The following is a 16,576-nucleotide window of genomic DNA, read 5'->3' as shown; positions in this document are numbered from 1 at the left end:
ACACGTGCTCGCAAGCTCGCGCGCTCCTCGACCAACGGAGTCCTGGTGCCCCGTTTTCCGTGATGAACTTCAGGCTCATATGACTCTGAAGTTCATTACGGAAAACGACACCTGCCGACCTCGCCGGATCTCGAGCTGCGCGCTCCTTCGTTGAGTGTTCCTGCGTCGCGCGCTCCTCGATCAACGAAATGGTCACCTGTACGCCCGGTTCGCGCTACCCGATCAGGCTCGGCTCCAGATCGCGCAACGTGCGGAAGTGCGTCATCCGCACCACGCCGAGCGCCGCAATCGCGAACGCACAGACCAGCCAGATCGCGAGCACCACCACGTCGTTCATTGCATCCGTCAGATTGCCGCCGTACATCAGCTGCCGCATCCCATCGACCGTGTACGACATCGGCAGCAGATGGTGCACCGTCGCCAACGGGGCAGGCAACGTCTGCCACGGGAAGGTGCCGCCCGCCGTCACCAGCTGCACCACCATCATGACGAGGCCGATGAACTGACCGACGCTGCCCAGCCAGACATTGAGGGCCAGGATGATCGCCGCGAACGTGATCGAGGACAGCGCCATCAGCCCATAGGTACCGGCCGGGTTCTCGACCTTGAAACCGAGCACGACGGCCACGATCACGTAGAGGCCCACCATTTGCAGCGCACCGATCATGGCCGGGGTCAGCCAGCCGGCCAGGGTGATCTTCAACGGTGAATGCAGCGCGGTGATCGCCCGGCGGGAGACCGGCTTTACGATGAGAAACAGGGCGTAGATGCCGATCCAAGCCGCCAGGGCGACGAAGAACGGGGCGAGACCAGCGCCATAGGTGCCCGCTTGAGTGACAGCGGATGTCTGCACGGCGACCGGGTTCGCGATGTTCTTCGCCTGGGCCTCCCGCTGGGCCTCTGTCGTCTCTGGAATGCTCTGAAAACCGGATTCCAAGCCGGAATGCAGGGTGGTCAGGCCGGTGACGAGCTCGGGCAGGCCGCTGGACAGCTGGGCCGCCCCGGCACTGGCCTGGGCCGCGCCATCGGCCAGCGTGCTCGACCCGGAAGCCGCCGTGGCGATTCCGTCGGCCAGCTGCGGAGACGCATCCGCCAGTAGCCGGGCGCCGTTCGCAACCTCGGAGGATCCGGCGGCCAGCGCGTCGATCTGCGAGACCGCGTTCTGCACCCGCGCGTTGCCGTCTCGCACGGCGTTGCCGAGCACGTCCAGGCGGCCCAGCACGTCGCTGATCTGAGCCGAAGTCAGCACGCCCGATGCCTCAAGCTGCTGCTGAATCGCGTCGCGTGTCGGCTGCAGCTGATTGACGACATCCGTCGACACCGCGCCCACCTCGTTGCCGACGGTGGCGAGCTTCTCGTCGCCGGCGGCAACCTGGGCCGCGCCGTCGGCGAGCTCGGCCGTCTGAGCCGGAAGGTCGGCCGTCGCCGACGCCAGGGTGTTCAAGCCGTCGCGCAGGGCGACGGAGCCAGAGGCCAGCTCCGCGTTGCCGGCCGCCAGCTGGGCGGCACCGGATGCCGCGGTGCTGGCCCCATCGAGCAGCTCCTGAGCGCCGTCGGTCGCGGTGACGAGACTCGTTCGAATCGTCGACAGCCCGACCAAGAACTTTCCGGCGGCCTGTTCGTTCACCTGCGCCACGATCTGCGCCTTGATCGCCTTCACGGCCTGCTCGCCGATGGTGGTGCCGAGATAGCTGTTCGCATCGTTCGTGGTCAGAATGACGTCGGCCTGCCGCGGCGAGGTTCCGCTCGACGACAGGATGGCCTCTGAAAAGTCCGCGGGCAGGGTGACGCTGAAGTCGTAGACCTGATCGTCGATGCCCTGGGCGGCTTCCTCGGCGGAGACCCGATGCCACTGGAAGGTGCCGTCGGCCAGCAGCTGTTTCGCGATCTCCTCGCCATAGTTCGTGGTGGTGCCGTCGCTCGTCGCACCGGTGTCGTTGACGACCAGGGCGACAGGAATCTCGTTGAGTTTCGCGTAGGGGTCTTGGTTGGCCCACAGATAGAGTCCGCCGTAAAGCAAAGGCACGATGGCGAGGGCGAAAAGCGCGAGCCGGGCCATCGGGGTGCGGGTCAGTCGCCGAAATTCCGCGGCGATCATGGCGGGAACCTTCATGATCGGGCCTCCGGGTCGTCAGCCGTCGGCTCGTCATCGGCCGGGCTGTCGGCGGCGGACGTCTCGGCCGAGGTCTCACCGACCGTGATCGCTTCGCCGGCAGTCTCGCCGGCGGCAATCGCCTCGGGGCCGGAGCGCTCGAGCTCCAAGCGCTCGGTTCTCTCACCGTGAAAGATCGTGCCGGCCTCTGCGGTGATGCCGAGTGCTGCGGCCGACGCGACCCCGGCGATCACCAGCACGGCATAGCCGCGCCGCGCCAGTTCATTGGCCCGACCCCACCAATCGGCGGGGTCGCCGCCGTGCCGGTCGGGGGCGGTGATCACCAGGCCTTCCACGTCGTCACGCATGATCGCGAGTTCGGTGAGCAGACGGATGCGCACGATCGCGGGAACCGTTCCGATCGTCCAGTTGCGCCATTCCTTCACACCGAGATCGACCAGCGCATTCTTCGTGGCGAGCGGTCCAGACGGATGCCCGGCGAACATGAGCTCCTCGGCCACCACCGCGAACACCGTCACTTCGCCAGACGGATCGTTCACTTCTGGGGCATCGACGAGGGCGACGCGGGCGCGCAGCAGGCCGAGGTTCACCGTGTCGTCGATCCGCACCTCGCCGCTGTCCGGACGCATCCGCCCGGAGGCGATCAGCCCGAGAACACTCGGTCGCTGCTCGGTTTCGGCCACGGCGAGTGAGGCTCTCCCGCTCAGATATTCGGCCGAGATTCGTGGCAACGCCGACTCGTGTCGGCCCTTGCTCACCTCGGTGAGAGTGATGATCATGTGCCCTCCCCAGCTGCGGTTTCTTCAGTGTAGGTCGCCGCTTGCGCGCCGCGGCGGAGAGATTTCGCGTTGACAGCGCTCAATTCGCGTGTTTAGACTGACTAGTCAGTACAAGTTGCGTACGACAGTTTTCACAAGGAAGAAGGATTCGACGTGCAGTCGATTATTTGGGCGGATGACCTGGCCCTGACCGCAAAACGCGGCACCGTTTATGGGCCGGTCACCCTCCGCATCGGTGACGGCGTCACCGTGCTGTGCGGCCCAGCGGGAAGCGGTCGAACGAGCGCCCTGCTGACACTGGCCGGCCGGATGCGTCAGGGTTCCGGAACCGCAGAGGTGCTCGGGCATTCCCTGCCGCGCCGGGCCAAGGTCGTGCAGAGGGAAACTTCGATCGCCGGCTTCGACGGCATCGATTCCCTCGAGGTCTCTGTGTCGGTCTGGGCCGCCGTGCGGGAGCGCCAGGCGTGGCTTTCCCCGTGGTGGTCGTTCATCCGACGCCCGAGAGATGCCGACTTCGCTGCACTCGCCGGCCCGGTTTTCGGCCCGGTTGCGCTTCCCTCCGTCGCGACGACGATCTGGGACCTCGACGAGACGCAGGCCATGCTCCTGCGCGTGACGCTGGCGATGCTCTCCCGCCCGCGCATCCTGTTCGTCGATCAGATTGAGCAGTTGCAGAGCCCCGCTTCGCGTCGCGTGGTCTGGGAACGCCTGGCCGAGATCGCGGCGAACGGCACAGCGGTCGTCGTTGCGGCAACCGCCGCCGAACCCGAACTCTGGACGGGCCTCGCCGCTCGCCCGACCGTCATCACACTGACCGAGGACCACTAACCATGTTTGCTTTTCTCTCGCCCGGCACCGAGCTTCGCCGGTTCACCAAGGGCACTCTGCCCAAGATTGCCGTCGCCGTTCTGCTGTTCATTCCGCTCATCTACGGCGCCCTCTATCTCTGGGCGTTCTGGGCCCCGACCGACGAGCTGAAGAATCTGCCGGTCGCCCTCGTCAACGAAGACACCGGTGCTATCCGTGACGGCGAGCAATTCTCCGCCGGCGACGATGTGACGACCCAGCTGCTCGACGGCAAAGAGCTTGCCTGGCAGAAGACCGATGCGGCGGATGCCGCGGCGGGCGTCAGCGACGGCACCTACTACTTCTCGGTGACGATCCCCAAGAACTTCTCCGAAAGCGCGGTCTCCGCCGCAAGCGACGCGCCCACGCAGGCGGTCGTGCAGGTGAACTACAACGACAGCAACAGCTTTCTCGCCTCCACCCTGGGCAAGCAGGCCATGGTGCAGCTGCGCGACACCGTTGCGTTGAACATCGGCGACCAGACCGTGAACACGCTCCTGGTCGGTCTACACGACGCGGGCAGCGGCATCCGGGATGCTGCCGATGGCGCCACGACACTGGCCGACGGTCTCGACACGGCCAAGGCCGGTGCCGGCGACCTCGTGGTCGGACTCGCCACCCTCGCGGACGGCAGCGAAGCGCTGGCCGACGGCGCCGGGAGGCTCAACACCGGGGCCAGCTCGCTGTCCGACGGCCTCGCAACCCTGAATAGCGGGGCCTCGACCCTGTCGAGCTCATCGGGTGAACTCGCCTCTGGCGCCAACCAGCTCTCGACCGGTGCCGCAAACCTGAACGCCGGAACCGCCCAGGTCTCCGGCGGGGTCGCCACTCTGGAGGGCAGCGTCTCCGACCTGATCGCGGCGATCAACGCCGCCCCGGCCGGCACCCCGGCCAGCGCGTTCGTCCCCACCCTGCAGGAGCTGCAGGCCGGCGTCGGCCAGGTCGCGGCGGGGGCCACCCAGACGGATGCGGGGGCGGCAACGCTCGCTGCCGCTGCAGCCCAGCTCGCAGCCGGAGCCGACCAGCTCTCGGCCGGTGCCGGCCAGGTGGCCGCAGGGGTCGACTCCGCGCACACCGGCGCGGTGACGCTGGCCGATGCAACCTCCACCCTGTCCACCGGAACAGACAGCCTTGTCGAAGGATCGCAGGCACTGCTCGACGGCGGCACCCAGCTCGAAAGCGGCGCTGGCCAGCTGGTCGACGGCAGCCATACGCTCGCGACCGCGCTGAGCGAGGGCGCCGACAAGATTCCCAACGATTCAAGCGCGATGATCGACGAGAAGTCGACGGTCATCTCCAACCCCGTCGCCCTCGCCGAAACCTGGGACAACGAATCCTCGAGCTTCGGTGAAGGATTCGCCCCCTTCTTCATTGCCCTGGCGACCTTCGTCGGTGCGCTGATCACGTGGTTGATCCTGCGCGCCCTGCCGACGCGGGCGCTGGCCACCTCGGCCAGCGGCATCCGCACCGTCATGACCGGATTTCTGCCGGCGATGGCGATCGGCCTCGGCCAGGTCATCATCATGGTGCTCGTGCTGGTCTACGGCATCGGGCTTGAGCCGGTCTACTGGCTCGGCATGAGTGCGTTCATCTATCTGACGACGCTGGCGTTTCTGGCGCTGCAGCAGATGTTCATCATTCTGCTCGGCTCGGCCGCCGGTCGCGTGGTCAGCCTCGTGCTGCTGATGCTGCAGCTGAGTTCGTCGGGCGGCACCTACCCGGTCGAGACCACACCGAGCTTCTTCCAGGCGATGCACCCCTACACGCCCGCATCCTGGGTGGTGACGGGCCTGCGCGAACTGATCACCGGCGGCACCGACTATAGGCTGTGGGTTTCGGTGGCGTTGCTTCTGATGCTGCTTGTCGGATCCCTCGCAATCAGTGCGTTGAGCGCGTCGAAGCAGCGGATGTGGACGATCAAGCGTCTGCACCCCGAGCTGACGATCTAAGAACGAGAGGCGAACAGATGCCACGGGTGACCGGCACGAAGAAGGCGATCCTCGAAGCGGCGCTTCAACTGGCGGCCACCAAGGGCATCACCGGAACCACGATGGATGAGGTCGCCGAACTCGCCGGCGTGGCCAAGGGCAGCGTGTATTACAACTTCACGAACAAGGACCAACTGTTCGAAGAGTTGATGGAGCAAGGAGTGGGCGCTCTCGCAGAAGTTCTGCGGGAGGCTCGCTCCGGGCTGCACGGCTGGTCGGCGATCGAGGCACTGGTCGACACCCTGCTCGGTCGCATCCAGGAGAATTCGGCGCTGGCCAAGCTGATGGCCGCCGAGATGTTCAGAACCGACCGGGCCTGGCAGAAAACTCTCTTCGCGTTGCGGCATGAGGCCCTCGGCGAGTTCGCTGCGGCGATTGCCGAGTCGGCGCCGGCCGCGAAGAACAACGGAACCAGCGAGTTGATGGCCTCGAGCGTCTTCGGGGCGGTGCTAATGGGCGGCCTCGAATGGCTGGTCTTTGAGCCGGAGCGTTCGCGCGAAGAAGTCGCGGCGACGATCCTGCAGGCGCTCGGCGGGCAGCTGCGCCCGGCCTGATCTCCACCCGCATCTCCACCCCTGGGCGGTGGGCTGGCTGTTGTCTTCTCGAGAAGCTGGATCTACCTCGATCAGCTACCTCAGGAGATCCTCATGCCGGTTCAACTTCTCGCCAACGCGTTGCTCATCATCGCCCTGCTCTGCTGGATCGGTTACCGTCAGGTCACCTGGCAGCCCGTCGCGATCACCCGCATGTGGCGCATGCCGATCGTGCTCGGCGCAATCGGCCTGTTCTCCCTCACGGGCGGCAGCATCTCGATGAACCTCACCACGCTCGACCTGGCGATCTTTCTCATCGAGATCGTGATCTCCCTCGGTGTCGGTGCGGCGATGGGAGCGATGGCGACTTTTCGCCCGCTCAGTCGTGAGGCCGCAGAGGCCTGGGCATCTCGCTCGGCCCGACGGGGGAGCGGAATCGTTCCAGCGCTGCAAAGCCGCACCGGCTGGATTGGACTCGCGCTCTGGATCGTGCTGATCGCCGTACGCATCGGCATCGACGTCTACGCGACCTCTCTGGGTTCGCACCTGGCGGCATCCGCCGGAATGATCTTCATCATGTTCGCCGCCAACCGTGCAGCCCGCGCCGCAGTCTTCGCCTACCGGGTCGATCATGTCGTGCCCATCGCTGCTGCATGATTGTCTCGTGAGCGAACGAGCCCCCGAGCAGCAGCCAGTGCCGGCAACGGATGCCGCGGCGCGCGCCCGCGTCGCCGCGCGCGTCGCCGAGCAGCCGCAAAGCCTTCTCGGCCGACTGCTCAACCTGATCGGTGCCGGTGTGGTCGGCTACGCGCTCCTCACCGATGTCGGCCCGGCTCTTGCGCCGGCTCAGAGCGCGATCAGCGCGATCACCGCAATCACCGTGGCCGCGTGGATCGTCAGAGTGCTCGTTCCGCTGCGCTGGACGGCAGTCGCCGTCACCGGGGAACTCGTGATGATCGCCGGCGGCACACTGGCCGCCGTCCCCACCAACGGACTCGCCATCGCCCCGGCGTTCGCCGGCATCGTCATGCTGCTCAGCCGCCCGTCGCGGCCGATCCCGCTCGGCGTCTCTGCCGGCGTCGCCGGTGTGGCGCTCATCGCGGTCGGGGCGTTGCTCGCCCCGGCACTTCCGCTTCTCCTCCTCGGCATGGAGGGCGTCTTCGGCCTGGCGGCCGTGCTCGGATTCAGCCGGCGCCGCACTCGGCTCGCCGACGCGACAACCCGGCTCCTGCTCGAAGAGCGCGTCGCATTCGAACAGGAGCGGGCCCGGTCGGCGACCTTGATCGAGCGCTCCCGCATCGCCCGCGACATCCACGATGTGCTCGCCCACAGTCTCGGCGGCCTCGTGATCCAGCTTGACGCCGTCGAAGCGCTTCTCGAAGCCGGCGACATCGAGGCGGCAGAGAAGCGGGTGGCCGATGCCCGCGCACTCGCCGCATCCGGTCTCGGTGAAGCTCGCCGCGCGGTCGACGCCTTGCGCGAGCCTGATGACCGGGCGAACACAGCCGTGGCTCCCGTCGATTTCGAGCGCAGCCTTCACGACCTGCTGAACGCCCACCGTTCGCTCGGCGCAACGGTCGACGTCGTCGAGCGCGGAGACGCTCGCCCGCTGGACGCCGCGCAGGCCGATGCGCTGTATCGCGCGCTGCAGGAGAGCCTGAGCAACTCCCGCAAGCATGCGCCGGGGGCGCCTGTCACGGTGGTGCTCGAGTGGGCCGCTGACCGGGTGATGCTCACCGTGACCAACCGGATGTCGCGGCTCGAGCATCCGTCCAGCCGACCGAGTGCGAAGGGCTCCGCTGACGACCTGGCCATAACCGGAGGCGGGCACGGTTTGACCGGTATGCGTGAGCGACTCGGCGCGCTTGCTCTCGGCGGAACTCTGCACGCTGGCGAAGCCGACGATAACTTTGTGGTGACCGTGCGGGTGAACCTGGACCTGAATCTAGACCTGAATCGGGGCAGCCCGCTGGAGGAACCAACCGATGACTGAGCCCGATGTGATCCGCGTGGTGGTCGCCGACGACCAAGCGATCATTCGCGATGGCCTGGTGACCGTGCTGTCGCTGCTGCCCGACATCTCCATTGTCGGCGAGGCGGCGAATGGGGCGGAGGCCGTGCGGGTCGTCACCGAAACGCGGCCAGACGTTGTTCTGATGGACCTGCGGATGCCGGTTCTCGACGGCGTAGGCGCCACCCAACAGATCGTGAGCGCGGTTCCGGGAACGGCAATTCTCGTGCTGACCACCTATGCCGACGACGCATCGATCCTGGGTGCCTTGCGTGCCGGTGCGCGCGGCTACCTCACGAAGGATGCCGGCCGAGCCGAAGTCGCGGCCGCCGTGCGCGCCGTCGCGAGCGGGCAAACGACCCTCGCCGCCGGTGTCGGCGACCGGGTGATCAGCTCGCTGCTCGGCGGTCCCGGCGCAGCTGATGCGCCGGAACCCGCGGCCACCCCCGAGACCTTCGCCGCACGGTTCCCCACGCTGACCCAGCGAGAGCGCGACGTGCTCGCCCTGCTCGGTGAGGGGTTGAGCAACCCCGAGATCGCCGCGGCACTGTTCGTCAGTGTTGCAACGGTCAAAACCCACATCAACGCGATCTTCGCGAAGCTGGCACTGCGCGATCGGGCGCAGGCGATCGCGCTCGTGCGCTCGTGATCTGCTGAGCGCCCGCGCTACGGCATAGTGGCACTCAGCGTCCGTCCGGCTCGCTCCCGGTTCGCCCCGCGATAGCATTGAGTGTGCCCGGCGACAACTTGCTCGACCAGCCCGAGATCTTCCTCCCCGCAGAGCCGGAGGTGCTCGCGGCGCTCAGTCGAACCGACAGGCACGAGATTGACACCGTTGCCGCCGCGCATCCGACATCGTCGCTCGCCTGGGCCGAGCTCGCCGATCTGGCCTACGCGAACGGTCGCATCCTCGAGAGCTATGCGTATGCCAGGGTCGGCTATCACCGGGGGCTCGATGCGCTGCGCAAGGCCGGATGGCGCGGGCACGGCCTGATCCCGTGGCGTCACGAACCCAACCGGGGCGTGCTGCGCTCGCTCTATGCGTTGCGTCGTGCCGCCAAAGAGATCGGCGAGACCGATGAGGTCGTGCGATTGACCACATTCTTGAATGATTCAGACCCCACGGCCATCGGCCGGATCGAATCCGAACACACGACGACGCAGCTGATCACGATCATCCCTGCGGCGTCGACTGAGAGCTCAGCAGCTTCGAGCTCCACAGTCATCCGAGGAGAGGAATAACGAATGCCAGCGATCGTACTGATCGGCGCCCAGTGGGGCGACGAGGGTAAGGGAAAGGCCACCGACCTGCTCGGCAGCCGCGTCGACTATGTCGTCAAGTTCAACGGCGGCAACAACGCCGGACACACGGTTGTCGTCGGCAACGAGAAGTACGCCCTGCACCTGCTGCCCTCCGGCATCCTGAGCCCGGGAGTCACCCCGGTCATCTCCAACGGCGTCGTCGTCGACATCGAGGTGCTCTTCGAGGAGCTCGATGCGCTGATCGCTCGCGGCGTCGACGTGTCGAAGCTCAAGGTGAGCGCCAACGCGCACGTCATCACGCAGTACCACCGCACCCTCGACAAGGTGACTGAACGCTTTCTCGGCAAGCGCCAGATCGGCACGACCGGTCGCGGCATCGGCCCGACCTACGCCGACAAGATCAACCGCGTCGGCATCCGCATCCAGGATCTGTTCGACGAGAACATCCTGCGCCAGAAGGTGGAGGGTGCGCTCGAGCAGAAGAACAACATGCTCGTCAAGATGTACAACCGCCGCGCCATCACCGTCGACGAGATCGTCACCGACCTGCTCAGCTACGCCGAGCGTCTGCGCCCGATGGTCGATGACACCGCGCTGACCCTGCACCGGGCGCTCGACGCCGGCAAGACCGTGCTGTTCGAGGGCGGCCAGGCCACGATGTTGGATGTCGACCACGGCACGTATCCGTTCGTCACGTCGTCGAATGCCACGTCAGGTGGCGCGGTGACCGGTTCTGGCATTGCTCCGAACCGCATCGACCGCGTTATCGCTGTCGTCAAGGCGTACACGACTCGCGTCGGTGCCGGCCCGTTCCCGACCGAGCTGTTCGATGAGTCGGGCGAGTTTCTGCGCACCAAGGGCTTCGAGTTCGGCACCACCACCGGTCGCCCGCGGCGCACCGGGTGGTACGACGCCCCGATCGCCCGCTACACGGCGCGCATCAACGGCGTCACCGACTTCGTGCTCACCAAGCTCGACGTGCTCGACGGCCTGAAAACGATCCCCGTCTGCGTCGCCTACGACGTCGATGGTGTGCGCTTCGATGAGGTGCCGGTCAACCAGTCGGACTTCCACCACGCCACCCCCATCTATCAGGAGTTCCCGGGCTGGACCGAGGACATCACCGGCGTGCGAGAGTTCGCCGACCTGCCGAAGAACGCTCAGGACTACGTGCTCGCCCTCGAGGCCATGAGCGGATCGCGCATCTCCGCGATCGGTGTCGGCCCCGACCGTGAGGCGATCGTGGTGCGTCACGACCTGATCGACTAACCGAGCGCTTTTCTGCTTCGCCCGACCCGCCGCATCCACCCGGATGCGGCGGGTTTTTCACCCCCACTTCGGGGCAGGATCGCCAAAAGCGGATGTGTCGTCCCCTTCGATCACTACGCTGAGCGCGGCCCAATTTCGATGGAGGATTAGATGAGCCGAATGATCTCGTTCCGCCCGAGTGTCTCAGCAACACGTCTGCGACGTCTGCTTGCCCTCGCCGTGGTCCTTCCGCTTGTCTCCGGCGGCGTCGTCGCGGGATCAGCCCTCACAGCCGCTGCCGCCGATGTATCGACAACCGTGACCACCGACGTTGAGCTCGCCGTGGCCTTCGCCGCAGCATCCGGTGCGGGCAACACGGTGACCCTCGGTGCCGACATCATCTCGGCGGGACTGATCGTTCCCGCCGGTGCGACTGTGACACTCAGCCTGAATGGATACGAGCTGACCGCGACGGGCGCGCCGGAGCGAGCGGGCATCGCGGTGCGGGTCAGCTCGACACTGATCATCGACGGACCGGGCGACGTGACGGCGAACGGCGGTGATTCTGCTTCAGGAATCGGAAGCCCGGTGGGCGACGATACGCCAGAGGGAGGTGCCGGCACCATCATCATCAATGGGGGAACGATCCATGCCAACGGCGGCAGGATCGGAGCCGGCATTGGCAGCGGTGGGTGGTCAGAGGGCGGAATGATCAGCATCACCGGTGGCACTGTGTTCGCACAGGGTGGCAGCGGAGGTGCTGGAATCGGCAGCGGCTACAACCGCGGTCCCGGCTCGATCAGCATCTCCGGCGGAGACGTGATCGCCCTGGGTGGTGCCGACGCGGCCGGGATCGGAAGCGGTGTGCAAAGCCAAACCGGCACCCTCTCGATTTCCGGTGGAAACGTATCCGCGATCGGCGGCAACCGCGCAGCCGGGCTGGGCGGTGGCTATACCAGCTCTGGCCTGGCCGTCAGCATCACCGGTGGATCGGTAATCGCGGCCGGTGGCACCGGAATCGCCATCGGCGCCGGCGAGGACAACCCTGGCGACTATTTCGGTTCACTCTCGAATAGCGGATCGCTGCAGACCTTGCCGGGGAACACGGTGCGGATTCCTGCGGGACAGACCTTCGTCAACTCGGGAACGTTTCTGAACGGCGGCATCGTCGTCGTCGATGGAGTGCTCGAGAACTCGGGAACGCTCTCCGGCGGAGCCGTCACGATCACCGGAGCACTCGTCAATACCGGCACCCTTCCCGCAGGAATTGTGGTTGGTTCCCCGGCCATCACGTTCCACCCCAATGACGGCGATGCCACCCACGACAGCGTTGACGTCTTCGCGCCGAGCCTGAAGGCCATCACGGACGCAGCCGTCGCTGCTGCCTCGCCGACCCGAAGCGACTATGACTTCCTCGGCTGGTTCACTGCGCCAAACGGGGGCAAGGTATGGGATGCCGAGACAGCGCTGACGACTGATATCGACCTCTACGCGCACTGGAAGATTCAAACCCACACGGTGACGTTCGAAGCTCAAGGGGGCAGCGCGGTCGATGCGCAGCTGATCGACCACGGAAGCAAAGCAACCGTGCCGACTTCGCCGACACGCACCGGCTATGACTTCGCCGGCTGGACAACGGATGAGTCTGGCTCTGCTGCGTGGGATCCGGCCGTGGCAGTGAGTGGCGATCTGATCCTCTTTGCGCAGTGGACGGTATCGAGTGTGACCGTGTCCTTCGATTCAAATGGTGGAAGCACCGTTCCGGCGGTAACCGTTGACTACGGAAACACGATCACTCCTCCGGCCGACCCGACTCGTTCGGGCTACTCCTTCGCAGGCTGGACAACGGATGCAGAGGGTTCAGTTGCCTGGGATTCCACCGAGGCCATCACCGCTGATCTCACTCTCTACGCGAACTGGGAACTGGTTGCAGCGACGCCGACGCCCCAGCCGACTCCGACAGGTGTTCCCGCAGCGCCGACGGGAACGGTGACACCGACCGGGTCCGGACTCGCGAGCACCGGCTGGGACGGAAATCTGGCTTCGCTGCTTGCGCTTGCGCTGCTCGGTGCGGGAACCGTGGGATTGGTCTTCGTGCGGCGGCGGCGTCTCCACCAGTAACGCACGACCCTCGTGAGTCGAACGGGCCTCAGCTTCTGCTGCGGCCCGTTCTCGCGTGACCATTCGCGCCGCTCCTGTAGAGACTCTCCCCGAATAGAGACCCGTCGCATCCGCTCGAATGCGGCGGGTATTTCGCCCCCAGTTCGGGGCTGTGACCGGCAAAAACGCATCTGACGCCCCCTTCCATCACTACGCTGAGCGTGCCCATCACGCAATGGAGGATTCAGATGCGCCAATTGACCCTGCTTCGCCCGAGAGTTTCCGCGGAACGCCTCCGGCGTCTCATCGCGGTCGCCGTGGTCGTTCCCCTCGTTTCCGGTGGCATTGTCGCCGGTTCAGCGATCACCGCCTCCGCCGCGGATGTGTCGACGACGGTGAACAATGCCGTTGAGCTCGCCGCAGCGTTCGATGCCGCTTCCGGCGCAGGCAACACGATCGTGCTCGGCGCCGACATCACCTCGAGTGGGCTGACCGTTCCCGTTGGCGCGACAGTGACCCTCGATCTGAATGACCACACGTTGGGTGTGACGGGTGCGGACGAGAAGGCGGGCATTGCGGTGCGCGTCGGATCAACGCTGATCATCGACGGCCCGGGTGAGCTCACAGCTCAGGGCGGCGATGCCGGTGCTGGCATCGGAAGCCCCAAGAGCAACGATAAGCCGGAGACTAACGCGGGAACCGTCATCATTCACGGTGGAACGATTCGTGCCACCGGCGGAAACCTCGGTGCCGGAATCGGAAGCGGAGGATGGTCGGCCGGCGGCACGACCACGATCACTGGCGGCGAGGTGCATGCAACTGGCGGGGGCTCGGCAGCGGGAATAGGCGGCGGGTACAACCATGTTGCCGGAACGATCAGCATCTCCGGCGGGTCCGTCACGGCCATCGGCGGCGCCGGTGGTGCCGGCATCGGCAACGGTGTGACAGGCCACCCCGGCACCCTGACGATCACGGGTGGAACTGTCGACGCGATTGGCACCGGTCTCGGTGCGGGGCTGGGAGGAGGAAACCTGGGTTCTGGTCTGAACATCGCCATCACCGGAGGGTCTGTGTCAGCCACGGGAGGTAGCGCTTCAGGTATTGCCGTTGGTCCGGGAGCGGGCTACACCGGGTCCGTGTTCGGTTCGCTCTCCAACGCGGGCTCGCTGACAACCGCTCCCGGCAACATCGTGCGGGTCTTCGCCGGACAGACGTTCTTCAACTCTGGAACATTCGTGAACGACGGCCTCGTCGTTGTCGACGGCGTACTCGACAACTCCGGAATCATCGGCGGAACAGGAGGCATCCCGGTCTTCGGTGCGCTGGTGAACACCGGCACCCTTCCCGCGAGCTTCGTGAGCAACACTGCAGCGTTCACGCTGTACCGCAATGACGGAGTCGTGCCTGAGAACAGCAGTGAGGTGTACGCACCGAGCCTTCAGATCGCCAAGGACAAAGGGTTATCCGTTGCCACGCCCACGCGAGTCGGGTACGACTTCAACGGATGGTTCACCGCGGCAACCGATGGCGAACTGTGGGATTCCGCGACACCGCTGACCACAGACACCACCCTCTACGCGCAGTGGACAATTCAGAGTTTCGCTGTGACGTTCGACGCTCAGGCAGGAAGTGCCGTCGACGCGCAGACGATCGACTACGGAAAGCTGGCCGCAGTGCCGACCCCGCCGACGCGTGTCGGCTGCGACTTCGCGGGCTGGACCACGGATGCAGCGGGCACGCTCGCCTGGGACGACGAGGTTGCGATCACCTCGGCTCAGACGATCTACGCGCAGTGGACGATTCAGAGCTACACCGCACGATTCGATTCGAATGGCGGAAGCGCGGTACCGTCGGCATCCGTGTCCTACGGGAGCACGATCACTCCTCCCGCTAACCCGAGTCGCGAGGGCTACACCTTCACGGGGTGGTACACGTCGGCAGCGGGAGGCAGCGCCTGGAACTTCCTGAGCACGGCGACGGCGGATGTGACGCTGTACGCCCACTGGACGGTGCAGAACCGAACGGTCACGTTCAATCCGCAGGGTGGCACCGCAGTCAATCCGGTGAGCACGAACTACAACACCGCGATTAAGGCGCCGACGTCTCCGACGCGCACGGGTTACACCTTCTCCGGTTGGTACACGAAGACGACCGGTGGCAGCACGTGGAACTTCGCCACCAAGGTGACGGCGGACACCACGGTGTACGCGCACTGGACGGTGCAGAAGCGCACGGTGACGTTCAAGTCGCAGGGTGGCAGCGCGGTGAAGGCGATCAGCGTGAACTACAACACGAAGATCACGGTGCCGAAGGCGCCGACCCGCACCGGGTACACATTCGCCGGCTGGTACACGAAGGCCACGGGCGGCACCGCACGTTCGTTGAAGTCGGCGATTACCGACAACGTGACGGTGTACGCGCACTGGACGGCGTTGAAGAAGCAGGTGACGTTCAACACCCAGGGCGGCAGCAAGGTCGCTGCGGTGACGACGAACTACAACACCGTCGTCAAGGCGCCGAAGGCTCCGACGCGCAGTGGCTACACCTTTACGGGCTGGTACACGAAGGCAACGGGCGGCAGCACCTGGAAGTTCACGAGCAAGGTGACGGTGCACACCACCTTGTACGCCCACTGGGCGAAGAAGTAGCCTCCTCGCTCTGTCTTCGTTGAGGGTCAACGGGTCTCAGCTTCGGCTGGGGCCCGTTGGTGCGTGAGGGCCGGCCCGCTTGCCACGTTGGTCGTGCCCCTCTGAGGCTTATGGGCCATTTCGTTGATCGAGGAGCGCGCGTCTATGAGGTACATGACCGTTTCGTTGATCGAGGAGCGCGCGAGCGTGCGGGCACGCGTCTATGAGGTATATGACCGTTTCGTTGATCGAGGAGCAGCCGACGCAGGAGGCCGCGTCTCGAGATCTCGCGAGCCGATCCTTGAACTCGGGTTGCGTTCAAACATTGGCTCACGGGGTCTCGACCCGATCGCGGGCGGCCTCCTCGACCAACGAAATGGGTCAAATTCGTCCACCACTATGCCGCGCAGCGGCCCGGAAGCTCGGGGCCCGGTCCCGTCGCCGCATCCGTGCGCCGAGCCGTGAGAAGTGATGCGTGTGAAACGTTTCGCACGCGTCGTTTCTCACGGTTCGGCGGGAGCCGGCTTGAGCGGTGGCGGCCTGGTTGGCCGCACCCGCCAGGTGGGGGCGGATGCCGACACGCCCGGGATGATTCGCGGTTTGCGGGGTGCTCGAAAACCCACGTATAGTCATCTCTTGTCACCCCAAAGGTTCGGTCAGCGGCAAGCTGAGCGGCCTCAAGCGGGGCCAATCCCAAACAAAACACAAACGGACTTGTTCGTTCATTCTTTGTTTGATGAGTTTGTGTGCTTCTTCGGGAGTGGATGAACGAAAGTGTTTCAATCGAGTTGCCCCAGAGCGAAAGCCGTTTGTCGGCCTGAAGTTGGGTGCGTCCGATCCTTGAGAACTCAACAGCGTGCACAATGTCAAATGCCAAAAACCTCGTACCAACTTCGGTTGGTAGGAGATTCCTTTGGAAAACATTTATAACAACAAAGCAAGTCAGTAATGATTTGTTCTGTCAGTTTCAAACTTGTGTCTTTCCCGCCTATTCCGGTGGTGAGGCACACTAGATGTGACGCCGAGCTTGCTTGGTTAGTCAATCAAACATTTACGGAGAGTTTGATC

At 65.3% G+C, this 16,576-nt stretch carries 12 protein-coding genes; 10 read left to right on the top strand and 2 right to left on the bottom strand.

What is annotated here, in order from left to right; genetic code table 11:
• Nucleotides 1–214: 214 nt before the first annotated feature.
• A complete protein-coding gene (locus tag ABD791_RS17485; protein WP_345069060.1) occupies nt 215–2,113 on the bottom strand; it encodes a YhgE/Pip family protein in 1,899 nt (632 codons plus the stop codon).
• Nucleotides 2,110–2,892, bottom strand: coding sequence for a hypothetical protein (locus ABD791_RS17480; RefSeq protein ID WP_345069058.1), 783 nt, complete (start codon nt 2,890–2,892; stop codon nt 2,110–2,112). Before ABD791_RS17480 ends, ABD791_RS17485 begins: the two co-directional genes overlap by 4 nt.
• A 153-nt stretch (nt 2,893–3,045) precedes the next feature.
• On the opposite strand from ABD791_RS17480, the gene ABD791_RS17475 reads away from it, so the two are divergent.
• From ABD791_RS17475 to ABD791_RS17430, 10 genes are all read left to right on the top strand, one after another.
• A complete protein-coding gene (locus tag ABD791_RS17475; protein WP_345069056.1) occupies nt 3,046–3,720 on the top strand; it encodes a P-loop NTPase family protein in 675 nt (224 codons plus the stop codon).
• Nucleotides 3,721–3,722: 2 nt separating this feature from the next.
• Nucleotides 3,723–5,687, top strand: coding sequence for a YhgE/Pip family protein (locus ABD791_RS17470; protein WP_345069053.1), 1,965 nt, complete (start codon nt 3,723–3,725; stop codon nt 5,685–5,687).
• 17 nt (nt 5,688–5,704) lie between these two features.
• Nucleotides 5,705–6,280, top strand: coding sequence for a TetR/AcrR family transcriptional regulator (locus ABD791_RS17465; protein WP_345069052.1), 576 nt, complete (start codon nt 5,705–5,707; stop codon nt 6,278–6,280).
• Nucleotides 6,281–6,373: 93 nt separating this feature from the next.
• Nucleotides 6,374–6,916, top strand: a complete 543-nt coding sequence (locus ABD791_RS17460; RefSeq protein ID WP_345069051.1) for a hypothetical protein — start codon at nt 6,374–6,376, stop codon at nt 6,914–6,916.
• A gap of 7 nt (nt 6,917–6,923) precedes the next feature.
• Entirely contained in the window at nt 6,924–8,252 is a 1,329-nt protein-coding gene (locus tag ABD791_RS17455; protein ID WP_345069049.1) for a sensor histidine kinase, read from the top strand.
• Complete coding sequence (locus tag ABD791_RS17450; RefSeq protein WP_345069048.1) at nt 8,245–8,919, top strand: response regulator; 675 nt, start codon at nt 8,245–8,247, stop codon at nt 8,917–8,919. Before ABD791_RS17455 ends, ABD791_RS17450 begins: the two co-directional genes overlap by 8 nt.
• A gap of 83 nt (nt 8,920–9,002) precedes the next feature.
• Nucleotides 9,003–9,512 (top strand): DUF3151 domain-containing protein, encoded by a 510-nt coding sequence (locus tag ABD791_RS17445; protein WP_345069047.1) that lies wholly within the window; start codon nt 9,003–9,005, stop codon nt 9,510–9,512.
• A 3-nt stretch (nt 9,513–9,515) separates the two neighbouring features.
• On the top strand, nt 9,516–10,802 hold the full coding sequence (locus ABD791_RS17440) for an adenylosuccinate synthase (protein ID WP_345069046.1): 1,287 nt from the start codon (nt 9,516–9,518) through the stop codon (nt 10,800–10,802).
• Between the two features lie 150 nt (nt 10,803–10,952).
• Nucleotides 10,953–12,902: an InlB B-repeat-containing protein gene (locus ABD791_RS17435; RefSeq protein WP_345069044.1), complete on the top strand. Its 1,950-nt coding sequence runs from the start codon at nt 10,953–10,955 to the stop codon at nt 12,900–12,902.
• Nucleotides 12,903–13,129: 227 nt separating this feature from the next.
• Nucleotides 13,130–15,529: an InlB B-repeat-containing protein gene (locus ABD791_RS17430; protein WP_345069042.1), complete on the top strand. Its 2,400-nt coding sequence runs from the start codon at nt 13,130–13,132 to the stop codon at nt 15,527–15,529.
• The last annotated feature ends 1,047 nt before the right edge of the window (nt 15,530–16,576 follow it).

Origin of the sequence: Glaciibacter kafniensis (assembly GCF_039538945.1) — a bacterium.
GTDB classification, from domain to species: domain Bacteria; phylum Actinomycetota; class Actinomycetes; order Actinomycetales; family Microbacteriaceae; genus Cryobacterium; species Cryobacterium kafniensis.
This window is presented reverse-complemented; position numbering and strand designations above follow the sequence as displayed.